Raw genomic sequence first — 23,811 nt, 5'->3', positions numbered from 1 at the left:
GCGGGCCGGGCCTGGTACCGCTCCCACGCTACGCAGACTCTGCTACCGACGGGTACGCAGGGCGTTAACACCAGGTAAGCCACACCACCGGGCAGAGGGGCCGCCGGCAGGCGAGGCAGCGGGGTAACCGCAGGGGCGCGGGGAACCGCGCGAGGCGGAAGGGCACAGGCCGTTGCCTTCCGTCCCGCGCAGTTCCCCCAGCCTTCGGCCGGGAGGTGCCCCCACGCGCCCCTGGGATGCCCGATCCCGATCGCTTGCCCGACCTCGTCAGACCCGGGCCAGCATCTCCCCGTGCAGCACGGCGAACCAGCCGTCATCGTCGGCGGCCCAGCGCCGCCAGCCGGCCGCGATCCGCTCCAGTTCCTCAATCGTGGCGAACCCCTCGGCGACGGCGGTCTCGGCGATGCCTGACTTCAGGATCCGCTCCGCCCACAGGCCGCCCCACCAGTCCCGCTGCTCGGGTGTGGCGTACGTCCAGGTGGACGAACCGCTCTCGACCGTGGTGAAGCCCGCCGCGCGGGCCCAGGACAGCAGCCGGCGGCCCGCATCCGGTTCGCCGCCGTTGGCCCGCGAGACCCGCTGGTACAGCGCCATCCACTCGGCCAGCTCGGGCAGTTGGGGGTACCAGGTCATCGCCGCGTAGTCGGCGTCGCGGGCCGCGACCACACCACCGGGCGCGGTCACCCGGCGCATCTCCCGCAGCGCGGCCACCGGATCGGTGACGTGCTGCAGCACCTGGTGGGCGTGCACCACGTCGAACTCGCCGTCCGCGTACGACATCCGGTGCACATCGGCGATCTCGAAGACCACGTTGGACAGTCCGCGTTCGGCGACGTACTCGGCGACCTGCGCCAGCACCTCGGCGGAGGTGTCGACAGCGACCACCCGGCCGTTGGAGCCGACCAGCTCGGCCAGGTCGGCGGTGATCGTGCCGGGCCCGCAGCCCACGTCCAACAGCCTCTGGCCCGGCCGCAGTTCGGCCAGCAGATAGCCGGCCGAGTTGGCTGCCGTGCGGGAGCGGTGCGATCGCAGCACGGGCTCCTGATGGCCATGTGTGTAGACAGCCTGACGATCGGTCATGACGACTCCCCTCGCGCCCTCACCGGCTGTTCGCCGACGATTCGAGACTAGCGATCGTCTCGCGTGTCGAGAACATCCGTCTCGAATAACAAGACGACCCGGAATCGACATCCCACTCGAGGAGCCTTTGGCCCACAATCGGACCCATGGGAAAGACTTATGAGCGCATCGACGGGCGCCTGCGGAAGTTCATCGAGAGTCAGCCGGTCTTCTTCACCGCCACCGCACCGCTCGCGGGCGACGGGCATGTGAACGTCTCCCCCAAGGGCCGCTCCGGGACGCTGGCCCTGCTGGACGAACTCACGCTCGCCTACCTGGACTTCGGCGGCAGCACCGCGGAGACCATCGCCCACCTGCGGGAGAACGGCCGGATCACGCTGATGTGGTGCGCGTTCACCGGCCCGCCCACGGTGGTGCGGGTGCACGGCCGCGGGGAGCCGGTCTTCCGGGACGACCCGCGCTTCGCTCAGCTGCTGGCCCACTTCGACCCGTCCGTGGACGGGGCAGGGCTGCGGGCGATCGTCCTGGTCACCGCCGACCGGGTCAGTGACTCCTGCGGCTACGCCGTCCCGTTCATGGACTACCGCGAGGACCGCGAGCTGCACTCGCAGTACTTCGAGCGCAAGGGCGACGAGGAGTTCTCGGCGTACTGCGAGGGCAAGGACTACGTCGGCACCAGCATCGACGGCCTGCCCGCGCTCCCACTGCCGGTGCCGCCCCGGGCGGTCTGATCCCGGGGCGGCAGCTGTGTCGGGCGGGCGTCAGTTGACGGTGAACCAGGTCGAGCGGGACTTCTTCCACTCCGGGTGGGTGAGGTCCTTGGCCGCCGTGCCGTCGCCGTAGAGGTCGGCGGAGCCGTCGTCCGTGATCAGCTGCGCCCGTCCGCCCGGGACGGTGAGGTCGGGGACGTCCACCACGGCCTCCCAGCCGCCGGCGTCGGTGGTCGGCAGGTCGAGCAGCTTGACCGGGGCGTCACCGGCCAGACCCGTCCAGCGGTAGAGCGCGTACGGGTCGGAGTTGTCGTCGGCGGCCCAGGAGCCGGCCACGATCAGGTACTGGTCGGCGGCGTTCTTGCGGATGTCGCGGATGCTCAGGCCGCCGAGGTCCAGCTCGATCGGGCTTCCGAACGTCGCGTGCGCCGAACCGCCCGGCAGCTGCGCGAAGTTGGTGACCGGAACCAGCAGTGCCTTGCCACCGTTCACCGGCGGTGCGAGGGGCGCGCGGAATCCGACGTACGCCGTGGTGGAGCTCCCCGGCGCGAACTCCAGGCCCTCGACGTTGAAGCCGTCGATCTGCTTCGGCGCCTGACCGGAGGCGGCGCCGGCCGCGAAGCCGTACCGGTTGCCGTTGGCCTGGTCCCAGGCGATCAGGTCGGCCCGCAGTCCCTTGTACGAGCCGGCCGGGGTCAGCTGGGTGCTCGCGCCCGAGCCCGTGACGGTGGTGGTGAAGACCGTTGCGCGGTCCGGCCTGAGCGCGCCGTCCTTGTTGTTGCCGAGCGAGCCCGTCCAGTAGACCGTGTTGCCGACCCGGGTCGCACCCTCGATGTCGATCTCCTTGGAGACCCCGAGCGCCGAGCTGAAGTCCCAGGTGCGCACCGGCGCACCGGAGGCGTTGCGGTCGTACAGGCGCAGGACGTTGGACTCGTCGTCCGCGACGATGAGGTAACCGCCGCCCGCGTCCACGGCCGCCGAGGCGTCGCTGGAGCCCGTGAGGTACCGGCTGACGGTCGAGTACTGGACGGCGGGCGAGGCCGCGTAGTGCAGCGTCCTGCTCGCCGTCTTGCCACCGAGGCCGGTGACCTTGACGGTGAGGTCGGTGTACCCCTGGCCACGTGCGGCGACCGCGAGGGTGCGCGTGCCGGCGGTGCCGCTGACCGTGACGTCGGCCGTCCCGGCGACGGAGGTCCTGCTGCTCGCCGAGGCCGCCACGGTCAGCGCCGAGGCGTCCGCACCGCTCTGAGCGATCGTCACGGTGACGGTGGGGTCGCCGGTCGCACCGACGGCGCCCGAGAGGTAGGCGGCCGACAGGGTGATGGTCGGCGTGCCGTAGGTCACCGCCGAGGCGGGGACGCCGAGCGCGGGTACGGCGGCCAGCGTGAGTGCGGCCGCGACGAGACCGAGCGGACGGGGACGGGTCACAGGTGGGCCCTTCGGCTTCGGGTGGGCGGTACGAGGTCTGGACCAGGGTCGGGGCGGCGGGCGAACTGCGCTCGTACGGGGCCGGACCGGTGGACGAACAACGGCCCTCGGGACGTACGGTGACAGCGGATGGCAGCACCGATGACATCGCCGACGGCCTCGCCGGTGGCCGCGCCGACGGGCATCACCGACGGCCTCGCCGATGGCATCACCCGAGAGAACGGAACTCCCCCGTGGCACCTCGCCGCCCCTACGTCCTGTTGAGCGCCGCGATGTCGATCGACGGGTACCTGGACGACGCCTCGCCCGAGCGCCTGCTGCTCTCCGACCCGGCGGACTTCGACCGGGTGGACGAGCTGCGCGCCTCCTGCGACGCCGTCCTGGTCGGCGGCAACACCCTGCGCCGGGACAATCCCCGGCTGCTGGTCAACTCGGCCCAGCGGCGGGCCGCCCGGGTGGCCGCCGGGAAGCCCGAGTACCCGCTCAAGGTCACGCTCAGCGCGAGCGGTTCGCTGGCGGCCGGGCTGAACTTCTGGCACACCGGCGGGGCGAAGCTCGCGTACACCACGCTCGCCTCGGCGCCCCGCCTGCAGGTCGAACTGGGCGGACTGGCCGAGGTGGTCGGCACCGGCGACAGCGTGGAGCTCGGCACGGTGCTGGACGACCTCGGCGCGCGCGGCGTCGGGCGGCTGATGGTCGAGGGCGGGAGCAGCGTCCACACCCAGTTCCTCGCCCAGGGGCTCGCCGACGAGCTGCAGCTCGCCGTCGCACCGCTCCTGGTCGGCCAGCCCGCCGCCCCGCGCTTCGTCGGCGCGGCGGACTTCCCCGGCGGCCCGACGCGTCGGATGCGGCTGCTGGAGGCACGTACGGTGGGGGATGTCGTCCTGCTCCGGTACGCCCCCAAGGAGTCCACGCTGTGACCAGCGGCCCTGTGACCACCGACGCCTTCTGGCTGGCCCGCGCGGTCGAGCTGTCCAAGCTCTGCCCGCCCTCCGAGACCGCGTTCTCGGTGGGTGCGGTGATCGTCGGCACCGACGGGGAGGTACTCAGCGAGGGGTACAGCCGGGAGGCCGACGCGCACAACCACGCCGAGGAGGCCGCGCTCGGCAAGCTGCCCGACGGCGACCCCCGGCTGCGCGGCGCAACCATCTACAGCTCGCTGGAGCCCTGTGGGCAGCGTGCCTCCCGGCCGCGCACCTGTGCACAGCTGATCATCGCGGCGGGCATCCCGCGGGTGGTCGTCGCCTGGCGGGAGCCGGACCTCTTCGTGTCGGCGTGCCAGGGGACGGCGCTCCTGGAGGAGGCCGGGGTGGAGGTCGTGGAACTCCCGGAGCTGGCGACGGCCGCCCGGGCCGTCAATGCGCATCTGCTGGGCTGAGGATTTTGTATTCTGATACAACAAACCTAGCCGCAGGAGCCCGCATGCCCACCGCCCTCACGCTCTCCACCCGAGCCCTGCTGCTCGACATGGACGGCACGCTGGTCAACTCCGACGCCGTGGTGGAGCGCTGCTGGCGACGCTGGGCAGCAGGCCACGGGCTCGACGGGGACGCGGCCATGCGCGTGGTGCACGGCCGCCAGGGCCACCTCAGCATGGCCATCCTGCTGCCGGACCGCCCGATGGAGCTGAACATCGAGGAGAACCGCCGGATGCTCGCCGAGGAGACCGCCGACACCGACGGCGTCGTCGCAATACCCGGCGCACCCGCCTTCCTCGCCGCCCTGGCCGGGCTCCCGCACGCCCTCGTCACCTCCGCCGACGACGCCCTCGCCCGCACCCGGATGGGCGCCGCCGGGCTCCCGCTGCCGCCTGTCATGATCACCGCCGAGTCGGTCGGCGCCAGCAAGCCCGACCCCGAGGGCTTCCTCAAGGGCGCCGCCGCCCTCGGCTTCGCCCCCGCGGACTGCCTGGCCTTCGAGGACTCCGAGGCCGGCATCGCCGCGGCCCGTGCCGCCGGCATGCCCGTCGTCGGGGTGGGCCCCCGCGCCGCCGCCCACCTGCCGACGGTGCACGTCGACACCCTGGAACAGGTCCGGGTCACCGCAGGACCGGACGGGGCGCTGGCCGTCCGCATCGGCTGACCCCACGTGCCCGGCCTCCTCGAGTTCCCGGTCGAGCTGCGACGGCACCCGGCGGATTGAACGATCTGCGCCCTGCACGCGTACCAGTGGGTGGGGCATCGTCCGCATGCCCTCGACCGTGGCCCGAAAGGAGACTCGGATCATGAAGCTCATCACACGTGCGGCGGCCATCCTCGCCAGCGGTGCACTCGCGGTCGCCTCGCAGCCGGCGCGTCGTTCGCCGCCGCCAACCCCAGCGGCACCGGCCAGCCGCCGCAGGAGTGCGGCTCCAGCGCAGCGCCGAACAGGCCCGGCCATGCGGAGCTCGCGCGTGGCTCGGCATTCAACCCCGAAGGCGTCGCCGGCACCCACTACGCCGGCGAGCAGCCGCAGAACTCCCACAACCCCCACTCGGTCTCTCAGTACGACGTGGCCTGCTTCCAGGTCTCCCAGCACTGACCAGTGCTGACGGGCACTGGGCACTGAACTGCACTCACGGGCACTGACGGGCGCGGACTCGCACCGACCTACGCGCCCGTCACTCCCTGCAGATCGTGCATGCGGGCTCCTGCCGCCCGTTGACCCTCGTGCCAGCTACACCTGTGTTCGGGGGTCTCCACGATCGCGGGTGGCGCTGCGCAGGCGAAATCCTGGCTACGGCAGATTTCCTGCCGGAATGACACGAGCCGGGAGTGCCTCCGTGAGCCTGACAGCATTCGCACCAACCTCGTCGCCTGCGCCCCGCCGCCGCAGGCTGCCCCTCGTCGCCGCGCTGACCGTGGCCGCCACGCTGCTGGCCCCGGCCGGCCTTGCGTCCGCGCAGCCCTACGCCGGAGCGGCCCCGTCGGCACCCGGTGAGGCGGTGCATCTGACGCTGCCCGCACCCACCGGGCCGTACCCGATCGGTACGGTCCCCCTCCACCTGGTCGACCGAGCACGCCCCGACCCCTGGTCGGCCTCGCAGCCGTACCGGGAGCTGATGGTGAGTGTTCGTTACCCTGCGCGGGACGCCGATCGATACCCGCTTGCTCCGCAGATGTCGCCCGGTGAGGCGGCCGGGTTCGATGCGATGAACAACCTGGGGGACGTCGTCCCGGCGGGCCGGGTCGACTGGTCGGCGACGTCCACCCACGCCCACCTGGGCGCACCTGTCGACCGGCGTGGCGGCCCGCGCCCGGTCGTTCTCTACTCGCCCGGAGCCGGTGACCCACGCTCACTCGGCACCACGCTCTCCGACGACCTGGCGTCCCACGGCTACATCGTGGTGACCATCGACCACACCTACGAGGCGCCGGCGGTCGAATTCCCGGGTGGGCGGGTGGAGAGGAGCCGCATGCTCGAGGAGTTCACCATGGCCCAGAGCGAGCAGCGCGTTCCCGAACTGCTTCGGAAGGTCACGGCCGTCCGGGTGGCCGACACCCGCTGCGTGCTGGACCAGCTGACCGCCCTTGCCGTCGGCGTGAACCCCGACGCCGAGCACCGGAAGCTGCCGCCGGGCCTCCGTGGCGCGTTGGACCCGGCCCGGATCGGCATGCGCGGCCACTCGGCAGGCGGGTTCACGGCCGTGCAGACGATGCACGACGACGCCCGGATCAAGGCGGGGATCAACATGGACGGCGTGCTCGGGTACGCCCAGGACGACGGCGACCCGTCCAATCCGTCCTCGGCAGCCACCGACGGCCTCGACCGGCCCGTCCTGCTGATGGGCCATCAGGGCAACGACCACCACACCTCGCCGTCCTGGAACGCACTGTGGGAACACAGCTCGGGGTGGCGGCGCGACCTCACCCTGAACGAGTCGCAGCACGCCAGTTTCACCGACGCCGAGTCCCTGCTCCCGCAGATCGCAGGCCCACTGGGTCTCCCGCAGAGCGCCGTCACGGCGAAGATCGGCTCGATCGCCCCGGACCGCGCGGTCACCGCCGAGGAGGCGTACATCTCGGCCTTCTTCGACCGCTGGCTCCGTGGCCGGGACGCCCACCTCCTCGACGGCCCCAGCCCCGACCACCCGGAGGTGCGCTTCGTCCCGTAGCGGCCCGGCGCTGTGGACCGTCGAGGCCGGCGGCGTGGCATCATCCGGCCCGTGATCCCTCCCGTACGGCACCTGACCGCCGCCCGCGTGCTCTTCCTCGCGTACGCAGCCCTGCTCATCGCTCTCGCGATCGGGGCGACCCTCCACCCCTGGACAGACCCCCTCGACGACTCCCAGGCCCTGCCGACGGTGGCCCTCGCCGCCGCAGCCCCGGCCGCCGTGATCCCGCTCGTCGTCGCCGGCGTCGGAGGCGTCCTCGACACCCCTGAGTTCAACGCACTCGTCGTCCTCGTCGCCCTGGCCGAGGTCGCCCTGGTCCACCGAGCTGCGCGGGCCCGTGCCCGTACCCGTCGTTCTGGTGAGGCGATCACAGCGGTGGGATCATGGACGACAGAACCTGACTAAGGAGGCGAAATGTCCGCGATCAAGGAGAGCGTAGACATCTCCCGCCGACCCGAGGACGTCTACTCCTACGTAACCGACCCCTCCCACCTCACCGAGTGGCAGGAGAGCGCCGTGAGCGTCCAGCCGCTCGGCGACACACCGATGGGCGTGGGGTCCCGCATGGTCGTGACCCGGCGCATCGGTCACCGGGAGTTCCCGATGACCATGGAGGTGACCGAGTTCGACCCTCCGCGCACCTGGCACCTCCGCGGCGTCGACGGCCCCGTCAGGGGCAACGTCCACGGCACGGTCGAGCCGCTCGGCGACGGCGAACGGTCCCGCGTGACACTCGACCTCGACTTCGAGGCCCACGGGATGGGCAAGCTGCTCGTCCCACTCATCGTCCGTCCGCACGCACGGAAGGAGATGCCGAGAAACGAGCAGAAGCTCAAGGGCCTGCTCGAGAGCGGCGCTGCATAGGGCTCGGCGCCGCCGCGCCGGGTAAGCCACTGTGTGCGGGCTGACAACCTTGACCACCAAGGCGCGACAGCCTGTCATGGGGCGATGTTGTGGTTCAGACGGAACAGGTTGGTGGGGTCGTACTGCCGCTTGATCGTCGTCAGTCGGTCATAGTTCTGCCGGTAGTTGGTCCGGACCCGGTCCTGGTCGTCCTGGTCCATGAAGTTGACGTACGCCCCCCTCCATCGAGTGCGGCCGCAGTGCCGCTTCGAAGCGGCGCACCCAATCGATGTTCGCCTCGCATTCGGCGCGGGTGGTGCGCGTGGGGCTGAGGGCGGTCGAGAAGTCGGCGTCGCGGAAGGCGAAGGAGGTGACGACTCCGAAGTTGCCGCCTCCGCCGCGCAACGCCCAGAACAGGTCCGTGTTGTGCTCCTCCGAGCAGGTCACGAAGGCTCCGTCGGCCGTGACGACATCGGCCGAGACGAGGTTGTCGCAGGCCAGCCCACAGCGCCGGGCCAGGTGGCCCATGCCACCACCGGTGGTGAGGCCGCCGAGGCCGGTGCTGGACACCACTCCCCCGGTGGCGGCCAGGCCGAAGGCATGCGTGGCGTGATTGAAGTCGGCCCAGGTGCAGCCGCCCTCGGCCCGGGCCGTACGGGCCGCGGGGTCGACCCGGATGCCGCGCATCCCCGCGAGGTCGAGTACCACCCCGTCGTCGCAGGTGCCGTAACCGGAGACGCTGTGGCTGCCGCCACGGACCGCCAGCAGCAGGCCCTGCTCCCGGGCGAAGTTCACGGTGGCGATGACGTCGCCCGCGTCGGCGGCCCGGACGACGGCCGCGGGCCTTCTGTCATGCATCGCGTTGTAGACCCGGCGGGCCTCGTCATAGCCGGGCTCGCCGGGTTGGATGAGGTCGCCGTGCACGGCCACCCGCAACTGCTCCACGAGTGCGCCGTCCAGGGCCGGTGCGAGAGTGCTCATGACCGCCACCGCTTCGTGTCCTCGGAGGTTCGGGTACAGCTCCGTTGTAGGCGCGTCGGCGGGCGCGTTCATCGCCGGATCTGCCCATTCCGCCGGATCGCGGCATGGGCAGAACGGTCCATCCGATCGGTCACAGCAGACCGTGCGTGTACGCGTAGGCCGTGGCGGCGGCCCGCGAGGACACGTCGATCTTGGCGAAGATGTTGTTGAGGTGCCGGGCGACGGTGTGCTCGCTGATCGCGAGCTCGGCGGCGATGGCCCGGTTGGTCCGTTCGGCGGCCACCAGACGGAGCACGTCGATCTCCCGTGCGGTGAGCTCACCCGGCAACCGGAGCAGGGCCGCGGCCCGGCGTGCGTCGGGCACCGCGCACATCGCGTCGTCGAGTACCGCCAGCCCCTCGGCGGCCCGCCCCTCGGCCAGCAGCACGCCCGCTTGCGCCTGGGTGCTCATGGCGAGGAGGTCGGTGCTGCCGCAGCGCCGGGCGATGCCGGCCATCCGACGAGCACAGTCCATGGCCTCGCCGAACGCGCCGCGCTCCTGGGCCTCCTCCACGTCGGTCCAGGCGAGGTAGCACTGCTCGACGCACTCGGGCTCATCCTCCAGCTGCTGCCGCGCACGGCCCATCCAGCCCGCGGCAGCGGCGGTACGTCCGGCCAGCTGGTGCTCGTAGAAAAGCATCCACGCGCAGTAACCGGCCTGCCGGGCATCACCCTTCGCCGTGTAGCCGGCGTAAGCCCTCATCCGCGCCGCGACCGACTCGTCGACACGGCTGGTCCACCAGGCGGCGTCGGCCAGCGCGGCGAAGTCGTCGGCGTCGAGGAGGTCCGGGTCGACTCCGTGCAAGCTGTCGTAGGCATCGCCCCACGCCTCGCGCGCGACAGCTTCCCTGGCCCGCTCGACAGCCCGGCCACTCTCCGCTCCGGCCCACGTCCGCCGGGAACCGCTGATCCGCTCGGCCACGCGCGGCTCCCTTCGCCGGCCCGCCCGCCCCTCTCCCAGGATGACGCCTAAGGAACCGAAAGGCCGCCCAACCCGCTCAGCTGCGGGTCAGGCGGCCTTCACCGTCGATCGGTCAGACGTTGAAGCGGAATGCATCTGCCCTCGCCCTGACCTGCGACGGAGCCTCAATCAGGCTCCTGGCCAGGCCTTCTAGCGTTGGATGACGACGGCGCCAAACGGTGGCTTTCGAGCCTCTTGCGGACTGTCTGCGGACTGGAGGAGCTCGACCGCGTGAAGACTTGAGGACCGCTCTTGGCTCTCGCGATCAGTCCTGGTCCTCGTCAGACGGCAACGGCTGCCGCTGTCGGATGACTCGCCAGATCGCGGCAAGTGACGGGTCCATCTGGTAGCTGGCGACTCCACCGGGAAGCCACTCCACACGGGCCGGCCACTTGTTCTGGGCAAACCCGTTGTTGGGGTTGTTCAACTTCATAGTGAGACCGGCGAGCTGTCCACGGACGGCACCGAGCGTGACCCCAGCGTGTGCGGCGATCTCCTTTACACCGACTCCCCCCGGGTCATCAGCAGAGCAAAGGTCCAGAAGCGCCACAGTCGTCGGGTTGCCTTGCTCGGCCAACCGCCGCAGGGACGGCTCGTCCCAGGGAGCACCCGGGTCGTCGCCTGCGGTCAGGGGCACCTCGGCGCGCCTGCCGATGGTGAACTCCTCGACGTCAGGCACCGGGAAAAGCCTGCTGAATGACACCACCAGCTGTCCGCCCGCCAGCTGATACGGGCGAAAACGGATCAGCCAGATGTCGACTTGCTGCTCGTTGAGCCAGACCACTGAAGCGGTGACCGAGGGCGGGAAGTCGGAGGCGACAAGAGCAATCCTCGGGCGACGGATGGTCTCGGAGGTGAGCAGGAACTCGGTGGTCAGCTTCGTCAAGGCCGACTCGACGTCGATCTCCTGGCCGCGTCGCCTCAGTGTGGCCGCGTAGAGTTCTGCGATGTCCTGCGGCGTGAGGCGACTGACCATCGCGGCATAGTTGATGGCCTGCATGTGGATAGTGTGCGGGGCGACCCCGCGCTTGAGCTCGGCGACGATCAGGTGCCCGTCCGGGGCTACGGCGAGCAGGTCGAGGCGGTCGAGCACCGGATCGCCGGCCGCAGTCTGCCAGCGGTCGTACTCGCTTGTGATGATCTCTACCCCGACCCCGAGGATCTCCGGGTTGGCCAACAGCCATTCCTGCAGGTGCGCCCGCTCCTGAAGCTCCAGATCCGGCAGACTCACCCTGTCGACCGGCGTCGCGGTCTCCCCCTGGATCGTCAAGAGCACCTCGTCGTACACGACACTCCCCCTGTCCCTCTCAGCTCCGGCGGCAGCAAGGCTAGCCCGCTCCCGAGCGTTGCCCACACCCCCGCATGGTCGCTGAGGGCGATGCCCGGGCAGCCGCACAGGAGGCGGGCTCACCCACCGGTGCGGCAGATGAGATCCGTCCGCCGGTTTGCCCGCACCTTGATCTTGGGCCGAAGCCACCGCTATGCACTGCAAACTATGGCGAATTAGCTATACAATGAAGTCATGGCGCATGCCTCAACGCTACAGACCCTGAGCGATCTGTCGGAAGACCAATGGGGAATGTTCACCCGGCGCCAGGCCGAGGCCGTCGGCCTGGCATGGACCACGCTGTCCCGGCTAGCGCACGGAGGCGCGGCAGAGCGGGTAGCGCATGGCGTGTACCGGCTGCGCGGCACTCCGCCCGCTGATCATCTCCTACTGCGCGCTGCCTGGCTGCAACTCGCCCCGGACGTACCAGCCTGGGAGCGGCAGCCTGAACAAGGCGTGATCTCGCACCGTTCGGCAGCAAGCCTCTACGGCCTTGGGCATCTCCCTGCCGATGTCCACGAGTTCATCCTGCCGACACGCCGCCAGTCGCGTCGCTCCGATGTCAGGCTGCATCGATCAATGCTCGCCCCTGGGGAGTGGATCGACCTGCGCGGGCTTCTGGTGACCCGGGCGTCGCGAATTGCCACCGATCTCCTGGCCGATCACGAGGATCCCCAGGCTGTCGGCCATGTGATCGCCGATTCCCTCCGCCAGGTCTTCGACTACCCGGGCACCACCGCTGCGGCGCTCGGCCCACAGGCCAGACGGTTTGGACTTGAGAGCGGCGACGGACTCGCGCTCCTCGCATGGCTGTTGGACCTGACCGGAGCCCCCGAGCGCGACGCATGGCTCGCGGAGGCCCGCGCCTCACTCGCCCGCGAACAGGAAGGCGGCAACCGGTCATGAGTCTCGACTCGCCGCGACCGTACACGACGCCTATGGCATTCCGCCGTGCGGTCACAGACCGGCTCCGCGCGATCGCCGAGCCCCACGGTCCATGGCCTCTTGCCGACCTCCAGCGTCAGTTCGCCTATGACCGCCTTCTCAGCAGGCTGTACCTCCTGGATGACGGCTGGGTCGTGAAGGGAGCCACCGCTCTACTGGCCCGCCGGATCGCCGTCCGTCACACCGTCGACCTGGATGTCTATCGCGCCGCCGAGCGCCAACAGGCCGAGCGCGACCTGCGGTCGGCCCTCGCGCTCGATGCCGGAGATTGGTTCATCTTCGAAGCCGGACGCGGCACACCTGTCGCAGACGGCACGACTGGCGTACGCATCCCTATTGTGGCCCGGATCGGCCCGACACCGTGGGCGAACTTCCACGTCGACGTCGTAGCCGACGGGGTCCGGATGACAGGCGCGCCCGACGAGGTGTCGACCCTCACTGGCATCGAGATCCCCGGACTCGTCCAGCCCCGCTATCTCGCCTATCCGATCACCGATCACATCGCCGACAAGACCTGCGCCACATTCGAGCGCCACGGCCCCGAACAGCGGCCGTCTACGCGCTTCAAGGACCTCGTCGACCTGCAAACCCTCATCGCCGAGGCCCATGTCGACGCCGACGATCAGCGCCGTGCGCTCTCGTCCGAGGCCGGCCGACGGCACCTCGAGCTTCCAGTGCACTTCGACGTGCCCGAGCGGAGAACCTGGGTGGCGGGATACGCAGCCGAAGCCCGCCGCGCCAGAACCCCTGTCGCGCGAACGCTCGACGAGGCCCTCGCGCTCGTCCGCCCTTACCTCGATCCAATCCTCGACGGAACCGGGACGGGAGCATGGCATCCGGAGGACGGGGTTTGGAAGCCGGCGCTTCCATGATGCTCGGCCACGCGCAGCCGGGACAATGCTGGACAACCTTGCCGAGCTCCGGCCACAACGACCCCGCACGGACAGACACCAGGGCCCGGCCTGTCAATGAGCAGGCCGGGACCCATATCTGACTATCCGTCAGACGTTGAAGCGGAACTCCACCACGTCGCCGTCCTGCATGACGTACTCCTTGCCCTCGATACGGGCCTTGCCCTTGGCGCGGGCCTCGGCGACGGAGCCGCACGCGACCAGGTCGTCGAAGGAGATGACCTCGGCCTTGATGAAGCCCTTCTGGAAGTCGGTGTGGATCACGCCGGCGGCCTCGGGGGCGGTGGCGCCCTTCTTGATCGTCCAGGCGCGGGTTTCCTTGGGGCCGGCGGTGAGGTAGGTCTGCAGGCCGAGGGTGTCGAAGCCGACGCGGCCGAGGGTGGCCAGGCCGGGCTCCTCCTGGCCCATCGACTGGAGGAGCTCGAGGGCCTCGGCGTCGTCGAGCTCGATCAGCTCGGACTCGATCTTGGCGTTGAGGAAGATCGCCTCGGCGGGGGCGACCAGGGCGCGCTGGGCGTCCTTGAACTCCTCGTCGATCAGCTCGTCCTCGTCCACGTTGAAGACGTAGAGGAACGGCTTGGCCGTGAGCAGGTGGAGCTCACGGACCGAGCCGGTGTCGAAACCGGCCTCGAAGAGGGTCTTGCCGGTCTCCAGGATCGCCTGCGCGGCCTCGGCGGCGGCCAGGACCGGCGCGGTCTCCTTCTTGAGGCGGGCCTCCTTCTGGAGCCGCGGGAGCGCCTTCTCGATGGTCTGCAGGTCGGCGAGGATCAGCTCGGTGTGGATGGTCTCGATGTCGTCCTTGGGCGAGACCTTGCCGTCCACGTGGACCACGTCCGGGTCGGTGAAGGCCCGGACGACCTGGCAGATCGCGTCCGACTCACGGATGTTGGCGAGGAACTTGTTGCCCAGGCCCTCGCCCTCGCTCGCGCCTCGCACGATGCCCGCGATGTCCACGAAGTCCACGGTGGCCGGGAGCAGCCGCTGCGAGCCGAAGATCTCGGCGAGCGTCTTCAGGCGCGAGTCCGGGACACCGACGACGCCCACGTTGGGCTCGATGGTGGCGAACGGGTAGTTGGCCGCCAGCACGTCGTTCTTGGTCAGGGCGTTGAACAGGGTCGACTTGCCGACGTTCGGCAGGCCGACGATTCCGATCGTGAGCGACATGAAGCGAAGTCCCGTGGGCTTGGAGGGGGCGGAGCGGCACCGTAGGGGCCGATCGCCCAGTCTACGGGTCACGGTCAGGCGGCGGCCGAGGCCTCCAGGAACTCCAGACGGTTGCCGAGCTTGTCGGCGGAGTGGAATCGGCGGAAGCCGGGGAAGTTGTCGTCCCAGACCACCTCGTGGCCGTGCGCCGCGAGCCGGGCGGCCAGTTCGGGCAGGGAACGGACCAGGATGCCCGGGTGCGACCTGGGTGACGGGACGAAGTCGGCCACCACCCCCAGATGGACCTCGACACCGCCGCCCCGGAACCAGCAGCCGCCGCGCGCGGCGAGCACCGGCGGCTTCGCCAGCTCGGTCATGCCCAGCACCCCGGCCCAGAACTCACGGCAGAGGTCCTCCGAGCCGGCCGGGATGTCCAGCTGGACGTGGTGCAGCCGTTCGAATGCGAAGCCGATGCCGGTCACAGCGCCTCCCGATGACCTCCCCGATGATCCGTACGGGACCATCCGTACGGGCCGACGCTACTCCGTTCGGGGACACGGCGAGGGGCCAATTGCGGCCATTACACAGTGTGGCGATGATCGGACCGTACGTTGGGTGGGTGGAGCAGAGCATCCGTACCCAGCCGCCCGGGCCCCGCCGCCGACCGCCAGCCGGCGGCGCCGCCGAGGCCGCCGTACCGGGGCCCGCCACGCCCCCAGAATCCCGGCTGCGGACGGCCTCCGGGGCCCGTCCAGCGCCCCGGCTCCGGCTGAGGCTGCCGCGGCAGCTCGGGGCCGCCCGTGACAGGCCGCGCAGCGGCCGGCCCGCCCGGCTGACGGCCGTGGGCACCGGGGTGCTCGCGGTGGCCGGGACGCTGGCGGTCGCGGCGGTGGACCGGGTGCTGTTCGGGGGGCTGGGAGTGCTCTTCGGGCTCGGCTATCTCGTGGTCTGCTTCCAGCTGGCCGTCCGGGTACGGCTCCCCGACCTGCTGGCCGCCCCAATCAGCGGACCGATCGCCTTCGCGGCAGCACTGCTGCTGCTCGGGCCGGTCTCCGCACCGGGAGTGACGGCGCAGGTCGTGGCGCTGGCGAGCGGGCTCGCGCTGCGGGCCGGGTGGCTGTTCACGGGGACGGGCCTCGCGGCGGCGATCGCAGCGGCGCGGTTCCTGGCGCAGCGTCACATTCGGCGGAGCCGGACAAACAGCTGAGTCGGCGGAGCCGGACAAACAGCTGAGTCGGCGGAGCCGGACAAACTGAGCCGGGCGGAGCCGGACAGACAATTGAGCCGGCGCGAGCAGCGCCACGCACCCGGTCGGCTCACCCCGCCTTGGCGGCCGCCATCGCCGCGCCGACGATGCCCGCGTTGTTGCGCAGCTTCGCGGGTACGACCGCCGCCTCACGATCCTTCAGCAGCGGCAGGAACTTCTCGTGCTTGCGGCTCACCCCGCCCCCCACCACGATCAGCTGCGGCGAGAAGAGCATCTCCACCAGGTCCAGGTACTCGTCGACCCGGGCGGCCCACTCGGGCCAGGTGAGCTGGTGCCGGTCCCGGGCGGCCGAGGAGGCGCGGCGTTCGGCGTCCTTGCCCCGCAGCTCCAGGTGCCCGAGTTCGGTGTTGGGCACCAGTGCCCCGTCCACGAAGAGCGCGCTGCCGATGCCGGTGCCGAAGGTCAGCACCAGCACCACGCCGCCCTGCGCGTGCCCGGCGCCGTAGGCGACCTCGGCGAGGCCGGCCGCGTCCGCGTCGTTGACCACGGTGGCGGGGAGGTCGAGGGCCTCACGGAACAGGCCCTGGGCGTCGAGGCCGATCCAGCCCTTGTCCACGTTGGCGGCCGTACGGGTGTGCCCGGCGACCACGACCCCGGGGAAGGTGAGGCCGACCGGGCCGCGGTGGTCGAAGTGGCGGACGACCTCCGTGACGGCAGTGACCACGGCCTCCGGGGAGGCCGGGTGCGGCGTCAGGACCTTGTACCGCTCCTCGGCGAGCGCGCCGCGTTCGAGGTCGACCGGGGCACCCTTGATGCCCGAGCCACCGATGTCCACGCCGAATACCGTCGCCAATGCCACCGCCGCCCTCCGTTGTCCACAGCCTGTGCACAAAAGTACGGGCGGCCGCCCGCCCCCGCCTGCTGATACCCAGCCCCGGACAGCGCGATGCCCGGGCACCCGTCTCGGCGGGTACCCGGGCATCGACAGCGATCAGAGCTTCCCGGCGGCCTCGGCCCGCAGGTCGCGGCGGAGCTCCTTGGGCAGCGAGAAGATCAGGTGCTCCTCGGCGGTCTTGACGGTCTGCACGTCGCCGTAGCCGCGCTCGGCGAGGTACGTGAGCACGCCCTCCACCAGGATCTCCGGCACCGAGGCGCCGCTGGTCAGGCCGACCGTGGTGACGCCGTCCAGCCAGCTCTCGTCGATCTCGTCGGCGAAGTCCACCAGGTGGGCGGCCTTGGCGCCGTACTCCAGGCCCACCTCGACCAGACGGACCGAGTTGGAGGAGTTCTTGGAGCCCACCACGATCAGCAGGTCGGTCTCGGGGGCGATCTGCTTCACGACCACCTGGCGGTTCTGGGTCGCGTAGCAGATGTCGTCGCTGGGCGGGCTGACCAGCAGCGGGAAGCGCTTCTTGAGCTCGCCGACGGTGGCCATGGTCTCGTCCACCGAAAGAGTGGTCTGGGAGAGCCAGACGACCTTGCTCTCGTCGCGGACCTGCACGTTGGCGACGTCCTCGGCACCGTCCACCAGGTGGATCCGCTCCGGGGCCTCGCCCATGGTGCCGATGACCTCCTCGTGGCCCTCGTGGCCGACCAGCAGGATGTCGTAGTCCTCCTCGGCGAACCGGACGGCCTCCTTGTGGACCTTGGTCACCAGGGGGCAGGTGGCGTCGATGGTCGCGAGCTTGCCGGTCCTGGCCTCGTCGTGGACCGACGGGGCGACGCCGTGCGCAGAGAAGACCACGATCGAGCCCTCCGGCACCTCCTCCGTCTCGTCGACGAAGATCGCGCCCTGCTTCTCCAGGGTCTGCACCACGAACTTGTTGTGGACGATCTGCTTGCGGACGTAGATCGGTGCCCCGTACTGCTCCAGGGCCTTCTCCACGGCGATGACGGCGCGGTCGACGCCCGCGCAGTAGCCCCGGGGGGCGGCGAGCAGGACACGGCGCTGAGCAGTGTTGGACATGGCACCCATGGTACGGGCCCGGCTTCGCCGCGGACTCTCCAGCCGGGCCGCGCCGAGATGTGTGGCGTACCTGCCGGGTCACGTCGGGAGTGCTCAAATTTGGTTCGTGACGGAGCAAGGGGAGTCGAGCGGCCTGCGGCGCAGCCTGGGCGTACGCGATCTGATGGTCTACGGGCTGCTGTTCATCGCCCCGATGGCACCCGTCGGCGTGTTCGGGGTACTGGACGCCAAGAGCCACGGTGCGGTCGCCGCCGTCTATCTGGCGGCGACCGTCGCGATGGGTTTCACCGCGTTCTCGTACGCCCAGATGGTGCGTGCGGTGCCGCAGGCGGGCTCGGTCTTCGCGTACGCGCGGGCCGGGCTCGGCGAGGGGCCGGGGTTCATCGCCGGGTGGATGGTGATGCTGGACTACCTGCTGATCCCGGCGGTGGCGTACCTCTTCTCCGGGATCGCGCTGCACTCGCTGGTACCGGATGTCTCGCGGTGGGTGTGGACGACGTTCGCGGTGCTGGTCACCACGGCGCTCAACCTGGCCGGGGTGCGGACGGCGGCGGTGGTCGGCTTCGCGGTGCTGGCGATGGAGATCGTGGTGCTGGCGGTGTTCATGGTCTCGGCGGTGGTGGTGCTGATCCGGGACGGGGCGGAGCAGGACTGGTGGTCGCCGCTGACGGCCGTCGGCGACTTCTCGCTGACCGCGGTGATCTCGGCGGTGTCGGTCGCGGTGCTGTCGTACCTGGGCTTCGACGCCATCGCGACCTTCGTGGAGGAGGCCGTCGGGGCCTCGGCGGCGGTGGCGAAGGCGGTGCTCTGGTGCCTGGCGCTGGCCGGGGTCCTGTTCGTGGCACAGACGTACCTGGTGGCGCTGCTGGAACCGACGACCCCGCAGCAGCTGCAGGCGGACCCGGCTGCTCAGGGCTCCGCCTTCTACGACACGGTCGAGGCCTCGATCGGGCACTGGCTGCACCAGCTGGTCGCGGCGAGCAAGGCGATCGGGGCGGCCTTTGCGGCGCTGGCCGGGCAGGCGGCGGCGGGGCGGCTGCTGTTCGCCATGGGACGCGAGGGGCGCCTGCCCCGTGCCCTGGCCGCCGTCGAGTCGCACCGCCGGGTACCGCAGCTCGCCCTGCTCACCGCCGCGGTGATCACGCTGGGAGCGGCGGTGTGGGCGGCCCGCCGGGACGACGGGCTCGACAAGCTCACCTCGGTCGTCAACGTCGGGGCACTCACCGCCTTCGCGCTGCTGCAGGCCTCGGTGATCGGCTGGTACGCCGTCAGGCACCACTCGCAGGAATGGCTGAAGCACGTGGTGGTGCCGGTGCTCGGCATCGCGGTGATCGTCGCCGTCCTGATCGAGGCCTCGCACACCGCCCAGGTGGCCGGCGGCATCTGGCTGGCGGTCGGCCTGCTGGTACTGCTCGTACAGGGAACGGCTGTCGGCAGGCGGCGTTAGGGGGTGGCGGGCCGATCAGGCCGGATCAGGGAGCGGCGTCGGGGTGCGCGCATCGCAAGGCGGAGGAGGGAGGAGCAGCGGAGCTGCGGCGACCGACGACAACGCGGCGAGGTGCGTGCCCCAACGCCGCGAGCCCGGCCTGATCGGCCCGCCACCCCCTACCCTCGTACGCATGGCCACTACCAGTTCACCCGAAGCCCCGATTCCGGTCGGCAAGGTCTCCGCGCTGATCGGCGGCTGGATCGACCGGCTGGGCGAGGTGTGGGTGGAGGGGCAGATCACCCAGCTCAGCCGGCGGCCGGGCGCGGGGGTGGTCTTCCTGACGCTGCGTGACCCGGAGCGGGACGTCTCACTCACCGTCACCTGCTTCCGGGCCGTCTTCGAGCAGGTGGCCGAGGACGTGCAGGAGGGCTCGCGGATCATCGTCCACGCCAAGCCCGAGTGGTACGCGGCGCGCGGCCAGCTCTCGCTGCGGGCCTCGGAGATCCGGCTGGTCGGCCTCGGCGAGCTGCTGGCCCGGCTGGAGCACCTGAAGCGCAGACTGGCCACCGAGGGACTGTTCGCGGCCGAGCGGAAGAAGCCGCTGCCCTTCCTGCCGCACTGCATCGGCCTGGTGACCGGCCGGGGCTCGGCCGCCGAGCGGGACGTCCTGGAGAACGCCCGACGGCGCTGGCCGGCCGTCCGCTTCGAGGTGCGGAACGTACCGGTGCAGGGGAACGCCGCGGTCGCCCAGGTCTCGGCGGCCGTCCGGGAGCTGGACGCGCACGCCGAGGTGGACGTGATCATCGTGGCCCGCGGCGGAGGCAGCGTGGAGGACCTGCTGCCCTTCTCCGACGAGGGCCTGATCCGTACGGTGGCCGCCGCCCGGACGCCGGTGGTGAGCGCGATCGGCCACGAGCCGGACCAGCCGCTGCTGGACTTCGTCGCGGACCTGCGGGCCTCGACCCCCACCGACGCGGCCAAGCGCGTCGTCCCGGACGTCGGCGAGGAGCTGACCAAGGTGCACCAGCTGCGCGACCGGGCCAGGCGGCACGTCTTCGGCCGGGTCGAGCGGGAGCTGGCCGGGCTGGCGAGCGTACGGAGCCGGCCGGTGCTGGCCGCGCCGCAGCAGTTGGTGGAGGCGCGGGCGGCCGAGGTGACGGCGCTGCTCGAGCGCTCCCGACGCTGTCTCGGGCACCGGCTGGACGGCGCCGAGTCGGATCTCGGCCACACCCTGGCCCGGGTGGTGGCCCTCTCCCCGCTGGCAACCCTGGAGCGCGGGTACGCGGTTGTGCAGCGGGCGGACGGCCATGTGGTGACGGATGCGGCCCAGGTGACAGCCGGCGAGGAGCTGCACGTCCGGGTGGCCGAGGGCGGCTTCGGCGTGACGGTCGGTCAGTGAGCAGGATCAGTCGTTGATCAGCCGCTGGCGGGACAGCGGGATCGAGTGCTCGTGGAAGCCCAGGCTGCGGTAGAGCGCCTCGCCGCCCTCGCTGGCGTGCAGGTCGATCCGGGTGACCCGGCGCTCGTCGAACCAGGCCACCAGGGCCTCGGTGCAGGCACGCGCATAACCCCGGTGGCGGCTGCCGGGGTCGGTGCAGATGTTGAAGACGAAGCCGAAGCGCCCGTCGGGGTGGCCGGGTGCGGGCAGCCGCCGCTCCAGGGTGCCGACGGCGCACGAGGCCAGGCGGCCGGGGCGCTCCGGGTCGTCCACCACGAACGCGGGCATGGTGGCGGCCTCGGCCGGCGCGGCCAGCCGCTCACGGAGGACGGCCTCGGCAGCGGCCTGCCACGGGCCGGGGCCCAGATCCCCGGCCATGCTCGGCATGGCCTCGAACATCAGGCCGCGCAGGCGGACCAGTTCGGGGGCGTCGGCGGGGGTGGCGGGCCGTACCAGGGTCATGGCCGGAGGCTAGTGGGGGCTTCCGTCCGCGCGCACCCGAATTGTCTGCGCCACCCCATACGCTGGCGCCATGACAGAGCAGCAGAACGGCACCGACGACAGCCTGGGCTACGAGCAGGCCAGGGACGCCCTGTTGGAGGTGGTCCGGCAGCTGGAGGCGGGCGGCGTCTCGCTGGAGGAGTCTCTGGCGCTCTGGGAGCGCGGCGAGCAGCTGGCCAAGGTCTGCCAGCGCTGGCTGGACGGTGCCAGGGCCCGGCTGGATGCGGCACTGGCGGCCGAGGAGGCCGCCGAGGAGAAGTGATGCATATCACATTCGATCAAGGAATGGTTTAACATTCACCCATAGTTGGGTCCTGGTGAACGGCTCCCCGGCCGTACTCGCCTTCCCGTCCCAGCATGAGGTGGACCACCAATGACCCTGGCACTCGACGCTGCCGCGCAGGACCTTCTCTTCCGCGAGGCCCGCACGGCCAACACCTTCACCGACGAGCCGGTCAGCGACGAGCAGGTCCAGGCCATCTACGACCTGGTCAAGTACGCCCCGACCTCGATGAACCAGCAGCCGCTGCGCGTTGTCCTGGTCCGCAGCCCCGAGGCGCGTCAGCGCCTGGTGCAGCACCTGGGTGACGGCAACAAGGCCAAGACGGCCGCCGCCCCGCTGGTCGCCATCCTGGCCGCCGACAACGAGTTCCACGAGGAACTGCCGGCCCTGTTCCCGCACTTCCCGCAGGCCAAGGACGCCTTCTTCTCCGAGCGCCCGGCGCGCGAGGCCTCGGCCGCCTTCAACGGCGCCCTGCAGGTCGGCTACTTCATCATCGGCGTCCGCGCCGCCGGCCTGGCCGCGGGCCCGATGACCGGCTACGACGCCGAGGGCATCAACAAGGAGTTCTTCGGCGACGGCGAGCACTCGGTGCTGGCCGTGGTCAACATCGGCAAGCCGGGCGAGGACGCCTGGTACCCGCGCAGCCCGCGCCTGGAGTACGACGAGGTCGTCACCACCGTCTGACGGTCCTCTCCATGCGAAAGCCCCCGGCTCCGGCCGGGGGCTTTCGTGTCGAGAGTCCTACTTCAGCGACTGCGCGAGCTGCGACAGCTCGTCGTACGAGGCGGTGCCGGTGATCACCGTGGTCGCACTGCCGGTCTGTGCGGCCAGGCCCCGGTAGGGGTCGCCCTGGTAGCGCTGCCAGTCCTGGCCCGCCACGGAGGCGTTGCCGTCGGGCTTCGCGCCGGTCACCACGGCGGCGATCACCTCGTCCCGGCCCGCGTTGCTCTGCTCGACGGCCGCGTACAGGCCGGACGGCGTGACGAAGCCCAGGTGCCAGACCGCGTGGCCCTTGGCGTCCTTCTTGTACTCGACCGAGGTGGCCCGCCACTCGCCGGACAGCCCCTGCGGGCCCAGCACCGGGTAGGGCGCCGCGCGCTTCGCCGAGGCGAGCGCCGAGCGGTAGTCGACCACGTGCACGCCGTCGCCGCCGGAGTGCGGGATGAACAGGTATCCCACGAAGACCACGACGCCGACCGCCAGCATCGACAGGACCATGTCCCGTACCGTCTGCCGGCCCCTCATGCTGCTGTTCCCTGCCACCCCCACATGGTGACCCATCGCGGTCCCGGCCCCGACACCCGGGGTCCCCGCGAGAGGGTGAAACGGCTCAAAACGGCGCGGGATCGCAGGTGAGCGGGAGATGCGCCACAGACAGTCATCTCGGGGACAGATACGATCGCACCACCCTCATCACGGCGTTCGACCAGGCAGTAGTCGGGCGCTCACTGGCCGTCGCGTACAGAGAGGTATCGACGATGACCGCGCAGCAGTACCCGAACAACCTCCCCAGCTCCCTGGTGGTGGCCCCCGAGGCTCCCGACCGGAACCTCGCCCTCGAACTCGTCCGCGTCACCGAGGCCGCCGCCATGGCGGCCGGCCGCTGGGTCGGCCGGGGTGACAAGAACGGCGCCGACGGCGCGGCCGTCAAGGCCATGCGCACCCTCGTCTCGACCGTCTCGATGAACGGCATCGTCGTCATCGGCGAGGGCGAGAAGGACGAAGCACCGATGCTCTACAACGGCGAGCGGGTCGGCGACGGCACCGGCGCCGAGTGCGATGTCGCGGTGGACCCGGTGGACGGCACCACGCTGACCGCCAAGGGCATGGCCAACGCCGTCGCCGTGCTGGCCGTCGCCGACCGCGGCACCATGTTCGACCCGAGCGCCGTGTTCTACATGGACAAGCTGGTGGCCGGCCCCGAGGCCGCCGACTTCGTCGACATCACCGCCCCGGCGGCGGTCAACATCCGCCGGGTCGCCAAGGCCAAGGGCACCGCCGTCGAGGACGTCACCGTGATGGTGCTCGACCGCCCGCGCCACGACGGCCTGGTCCGGGAGATCCGCGAGGCGGGCGCCCGGATCAAGTTCATCTCGGACGGCGACGTGGCCGGCGCCATCATGACCGCCCGCGAGGGCACCGGCGTCGACCTGCTGATGGGCATCGGCGGCACCCCCGAGGGCATCATCGCGGCCTGCGCCATGAAGTGCATGGGCGGCGTCATCCAGGGCCGGCTGTGGCCCAAGGACGCGGCCGAGCGGCAGAAGGCGCTGGACGCCGGCCACGACCTCGACCGGGTGCTCACCACCGACGACCTGGTCAGCGGCGAGAACGTGTTCTTCGTCGCCACCGGCATCACCGACGGTGAGCTGCTGCGCGGCGTCCACTACCGCCAGGAGACCGCCACCACCAGCTCGCTGGTGATGCGCTCCAAGAGCGGCACGATCCGGGAGATCCACTCCACCCACAAGCTCTCCAAGCTGCGGGCGTACAGCGCGATCGACTTCGACCGGGCCAACTGACGCA

General features: G+C 70.9%; 25 protein-coding genes and 1 pseudogene. 15 read left to right on the top strand and 11 right to left on the bottom strand.

Annotated elements, in window-relative coordinates; genetic code table 11:
• Positions 1–267 precede the first annotated feature (267 nt).
• Complete coding sequence (locus FB465_RS21655; RefSeq protein WP_145792973.1) at positions 268–1,080, bottom strand: methyltransferase domain-containing protein; 813 nt, start codon at positions 1,078–1,080, stop codon at positions 268–270.
• 146 nt (positions 1,081–1,226) lie between these two features.
• Here FB465_RS21655 and FB465_RS21650 point away from each other — a divergent pair, with 146 nt between their 5' ends.
• A complete protein-coding gene (locus tag FB465_RS21650) occupies positions 1,227–1,811 on the top strand; it encodes a pyridoxamine 5'-phosphate oxidase family protein (RefSeq protein ID WP_145792971.1) in 585 nt (194 codons plus the stop codon).
• 30 nt (positions 1,812–1,841) lie between these two features.
• On the opposite strand, the gene FB465_RS21645 is transcribed toward FB465_RS21650, so the two are convergent.
• The gene (locus tag FB465_RS21645; RefSeq protein ID WP_145792969.1) at positions 1,842–3,218 is read right to left on the bottom strand and encodes a hypothetical protein; all 1,377 of its coding nucleotides are present in this window, start codon (positions 3,216–3,218) and stop codon (positions 1,842–1,844) included.
• A gap of 233 nt (positions 3,219–3,451) precedes the next feature.
• Between FB465_RS21645 and FB465_RS37725 the strand changes: the two genes are divergently transcribed.
• The 6 genes from FB465_RS37725 (at position 3,452) to FB465_RS21615 (ending at position 8,175) form a co-directional block, all read left to right on the top strand.
• The gene (locus FB465_RS37725) at positions 3,452–4,138 is read left to right on the top strand and encodes a RibD family protein (RefSeq protein WP_342791823.1); all 687 of its coding nucleotides are present in this window, start codon (positions 3,452–3,454) and stop codon (positions 4,136–4,138) included.
• Positions 4,135–4,596 carry a deaminase gene (locus tag FB465_RS37720; protein WP_342791822.1) on the top strand — a complete coding sequence of 154 codons (462 nt, stop codon included), beginning with the start codon at positions 4,135–4,137 and terminating at the stop codon, positions 4,594–4,596. Before FB465_RS37725 ends, FB465_RS37720 begins: the two co-directional genes overlap by 4 nt.
• Before the next feature lie 44 nt (positions 4,597–4,640).
• Positions 4,641–5,300: an HAD-IA family hydrolase gene (locus tag FB465_RS21630; RefSeq protein ID WP_145792967.1), complete on the top strand. Its 660-nt coding sequence runs from the start codon at positions 4,641–4,643 to the stop codon at positions 5,298–5,300.
• 679 nt (positions 5,301–5,979) lie between these two features.
• Entirely contained in the window at positions 5,980–7,311 is a 1,332-nt protein-coding gene (locus tag FB465_RS21625) for an alpha/beta hydrolase family protein (protein ID WP_246192768.1), read from the top strand.
• Between the two features lie 51 nt (positions 7,312–7,362).
• Positions 7,363–7,716, top strand: coding sequence for a hypothetical protein (locus FB465_RS21620; RefSeq protein ID WP_145792963.1), 354 nt, complete (start codon positions 7,363–7,365; stop codon positions 7,714–7,716).
• Between the two features lie 9 nt (positions 7,717–7,725).
• Positions 7,726–8,175, top strand: a complete 450-nt coding sequence (locus FB465_RS21615; RefSeq protein ID WP_145792961.1) for an SRPBCC family protein — start codon at positions 7,726–7,728, stop codon at positions 8,173–8,175.
• Positions 8,176–8,249: 74 nt separating this feature from the next.
• Here the strand turns inward: FB465_RS21615 and FB465_RS21610 are convergent.
• The 3 genes and pseudogenes from FB465_RS21610 to FB465_RS21600 all read right to left on the bottom strand — a co-directional run bounded on the left by FB465_RS21610 (position 8,250) and on the right by FB465_RS21600 (position 11,423).
• A pseudogene (locus FB465_RS21610) lies at positions 8,250–9,135 on the bottom strand (FAD-binding oxidoreductase).
• A gap of 130 nt (positions 9,136–9,265) precedes the next feature.
• Entirely contained in the window at positions 9,266–10,096 is an 831-nt protein-coding gene (locus FB465_RS21605; protein WP_145792960.1) for a helix-turn-helix transcriptional regulator, read from the bottom strand.
• Positions 10,097–10,400: 304 nt separating this feature from the next.
• Positions 10,401–11,423, bottom strand: coding sequence for a PDDEXK family nuclease (locus tag FB465_RS21600; RefSeq protein WP_145792958.1), 1,023 nt, complete (start codon positions 11,421–11,423; stop codon positions 10,401–10,403).
• Positions 11,424–11,657: 234 nt separating this feature from the next.
• On the opposite strand from FB465_RS21600, the gene FB465_RS21595 reads away from it, so the two are divergent.
• Positions 11,658–12,368, top strand: coding sequence for a type IV toxin-antitoxin system AbiEi family antitoxin domain-containing protein (locus tag FB465_RS21595; RefSeq protein WP_145792956.1), 711 nt, complete (start codon positions 11,658–11,660; stop codon positions 12,366–12,368).
• A gap of 32 nt (positions 12,369–12,400) precedes the next feature.
• Positions 12,401–13,279 (top strand): nucleotidyl transferase AbiEii/AbiGii toxin family protein, encoded by an 879-nt coding sequence (locus FB465_RS21590; RefSeq protein ID WP_170290658.1) that lies wholly within the window; start codon positions 12,401–12,403, stop codon positions 13,277–13,279.
• A 129-nt stretch (positions 13,280–13,408) separates the two neighbouring features.
• Here FB465_RS21590 and ychF read toward each other — a convergent pair whose 3' ends face one another.
• Positions 13,409–14,482: a redox-regulated ATPase YchF gene (ychF, locus tag FB465_RS21585; RefSeq protein ID WP_145792952.1), complete on the bottom strand. Its 1,074-nt coding sequence runs from the start codon at positions 14,480–14,482 to the stop codon at positions 13,409–13,411.
• Between the two features lie 74 nt (positions 14,483–14,556).
• Positions 14,557–14,943, bottom strand: a complete 387-nt coding sequence (locus FB465_RS21580) for a VOC family protein (RefSeq protein WP_246192767.1) — start codon at positions 14,941–14,943, stop codon at positions 14,557–14,559.
• A 137-nt stretch (positions 14,944–15,080) separates the two neighbouring features.
• Between FB465_RS21580 and FB465_RS21575 the strand changes: the two genes are divergently transcribed.
• Entirely contained in the window at positions 15,081–15,668 is a 588-nt protein-coding gene (locus tag FB465_RS21575; RefSeq protein ID WP_145792949.1) for a DUF6542 domain-containing protein, read from the top strand.
• A 109-nt stretch (positions 15,669–15,777) separates the two neighbouring features.
• Here FB465_RS21575 and ppgK read toward each other — a convergent pair whose 3' ends face one another.
• Together ppgK and FB465_RS21565 are read right to left on the bottom strand one after the other, a co-directional pair.
• Positions 15,778–16,521 (bottom strand): polyphosphate--glucose phosphotransferase, encoded by a 744-nt coding sequence (ppgK, locus tag FB465_RS21570; RefSeq protein ID WP_246193271.1) that lies wholly within the window; start codon positions 16,519–16,521, stop codon positions 15,778–15,780.
• A 138-nt stretch (positions 16,522–16,659) separates the two neighbouring features.
• The gene (locus FB465_RS21565) at positions 16,660–17,643 is read right to left on the bottom strand and encodes a 4-hydroxy-3-methylbut-2-enyl diphosphate reductase (protein ID WP_145792945.1); all 984 of its coding nucleotides are present in this window, start codon (positions 17,641–17,643) and stop codon (positions 16,660–16,662) included.
• Positions 17,644–17,797: 154 nt separating this feature from the next.
• On the opposite strand from FB465_RS21565, the gene FB465_RS21560 reads away from it, so the two are divergent.
• Both FB465_RS21560 and xseA read left to right on the top strand, forming a co-directional pair.
• Positions 17,798–19,081 carry an APC family permease gene (locus FB465_RS21560; protein WP_246193269.1) on the top strand — a complete coding sequence of 428 codons (1,284 nt, stop codon included), beginning with the start codon at positions 17,798–17,800 and terminating at the stop codon, positions 19,079–19,081.
• Between the two features lie 172 nt (positions 19,082–19,253).
• Positions 19,254–20,462: an exodeoxyribonuclease VII large subunit gene (gene xseA / locus FB465_RS21555; protein WP_145792943.1), complete on the top strand. Its 1,209-nt coding sequence runs from the start codon at positions 19,254–19,256 to the stop codon at positions 20,460–20,462.
• Positions 20,463–20,468: 6 nt separating this feature from the next.
• Here xseA and FB465_RS21550 read toward each other — a convergent pair whose 3' ends face one another.
• Positions 20,469–20,963, bottom strand: coding sequence for a GNAT family N-acetyltransferase (locus FB465_RS21550; protein WP_145792941.1), 495 nt, complete (start codon positions 20,961–20,963; stop codon positions 20,469–20,471).
• A gap of 70 nt (positions 20,964–21,033) precedes the next feature.
• Here FB465_RS21550 and FB465_RS21545 point away from each other — a divergent pair, with 70 nt between their 5' ends.
• A complete protein-coding gene (locus FB465_RS21545; RefSeq protein WP_145792939.1) occupies positions 21,034–21,264 on the top strand; it encodes an exodeoxyribonuclease VII small subunit in 231 nt (76 codons plus the stop codon).
• A 111-nt stretch (positions 21,265–21,375) separates the two neighbouring features.
• Entirely contained in the window at positions 21,376–21,969 is a 594-nt protein-coding gene (locus FB465_RS21540; protein WP_145792937.1) for a malonic semialdehyde reductase, read from the top strand.
• Between the two features lie 57 nt (positions 21,970–22,026).
• Here FB465_RS21540 and FB465_RS21535 read toward each other — a convergent pair whose 3' ends face one another.
• Positions 22,027–22,530, bottom strand: a complete 504-nt coding sequence (locus tag FB465_RS21535) for a DUF4245 domain-containing protein (RefSeq protein WP_145792936.1) — start codon at positions 22,528–22,530, stop codon at positions 22,027–22,029.
• Positions 22,531–22,763: 233 nt separating this feature from the next.
• Here FB465_RS21535 and glpX point away from each other — a divergent pair, with 233 nt between their 5' ends.
• Positions 22,764–23,807 (top strand): class II fructose-bisphosphatase, encoded by a 1,044-nt coding sequence (glpX, locus tag FB465_RS21530; protein ID WP_145792934.1) that lies wholly within the window; start codon positions 22,764–22,766, stop codon positions 23,805–23,807.
• The last annotated feature ends 4 nt before the right edge of the window (positions 23,808–23,811 follow it).

It is taken from the genome of Kitasatospora atroaurantiaca (assembly GCF_007828955.1).
Lineage (GTDB): Bacteria > Actinomycetota > Actinomycetes > Streptomycetales > Streptomycetaceae > Kitasatospora > Kitasatospora atroaurantiaca.
The sequence above is the reverse complement of the archived record's forward strand: the minus strand, read 5'-3'. Positions and strand labels throughout refer to the sequence as shown.

What these genes read in the sequence shown, in the direction of transcription:
- FB465_RS21655 (WP_145792973.1), bottom strand. Translation starts at nt 1,080, where the DNA reads ATGACCGATCGTCAGGCTGTCTACACACATGGCCATCAGGAGCCCGTG.
- FB465_RS21650 (WP_145792971.1), top strand. Translation starts at nt 1,227, where the DNA reads ATGGGAAAGACTTATGAGCGCATCGACGGGCGCCTGCGGAAGTTCATC.
- FB465_RS21630 (WP_145792967.1), top strand. Translation starts at nt 4,641, where the DNA reads ATGCCCACCGCCCTCACGCTCTCCACCCGAGCCCTGCTGCTCGACATG.
- FB465_RS21615 (WP_145792961.1), top strand. Translation starts at nt 7,726, where the DNA reads ATGTCCGCGATCAAGGAGAGCGTAGACATCTCCCGCCGACCCGAGGAC.
- FB465_RS21595 (WP_145792956.1), top strand. Translation starts at nt 11,658, where the DNA reads ATGGCGCATGCCTCAACGCTACAGACCCTGAGCGATCTGTCGGAAGAC.
- FB465_RS21590 (WP_170290658.1), top strand. Translation starts at nt 12,401, where the DNA reads ATGGCATTCCGCCGTGCGGTCACAGACCGGCTCCGCGCGATCGCCGAG.
- ychF (WP_145792952.1), bottom strand. Translation starts at nt 14,482, where the DNA reads ATGTCGCTCACGATCGGAATCGTCGGCCTGCCGAACGTCGGCAAGTCG.
- FB465_RS21565 (WP_145792945.1), bottom strand. Translation starts at nt 17,643, where the DNA reads ATGGGTGCCATGTCCAACACTGCTCAGCGCCGTGTCCTGCTCGCCGCC.
- FB465_RS21560 (WP_246193269.1), top strand. Translation starts at nt 17,798, where the DNA reads ATGGTCTACGGGCTGCTGTTCATCGCCCCGATGGCACCCGTCGGCGTG.
- xseA (WP_145792943.1), top strand. Translation starts at nt 19,254, where the DNA reads ATGGCCACTACCAGTTCACCCGAAGCCCCGATTCCGGTCGGCAAGGTC.
- FB465_RS21550 (WP_145792941.1), bottom strand. Translation starts at nt 20,963, where the DNA reads ATGACCCTGGTACGGCCCGCCACCCCCGCCGACGCCCCCGAACTGGTC.
- FB465_RS21545 (WP_145792939.1), top strand. Translation starts at nt 21,034, where the DNA reads ATGACAGAGCAGCAGAACGGCACCGACGACAGCCTGGGCTACGAGCAG.
- FB465_RS21540 (WP_145792937.1), top strand. Translation starts at nt 21,376, where the DNA reads ATGACCCTGGCACTCGACGCTGCCGCGCAGGACCTTCTCTTCCGCGAG.
- FB465_RS21535 (WP_145792936.1), bottom strand. Translation starts at nt 22,530, where the DNA reads ATGAGGGGCCGGCAGACGGTACGGGACATGGTCCTGTCGATGCTGGCG.
- glpX (WP_145792934.1), top strand. Translation starts at nt 22,764, where the DNA reads ATGACCGCGCAGCAGTACCCGAACAACCTCCCCAGCTCCCTGGTGGTG.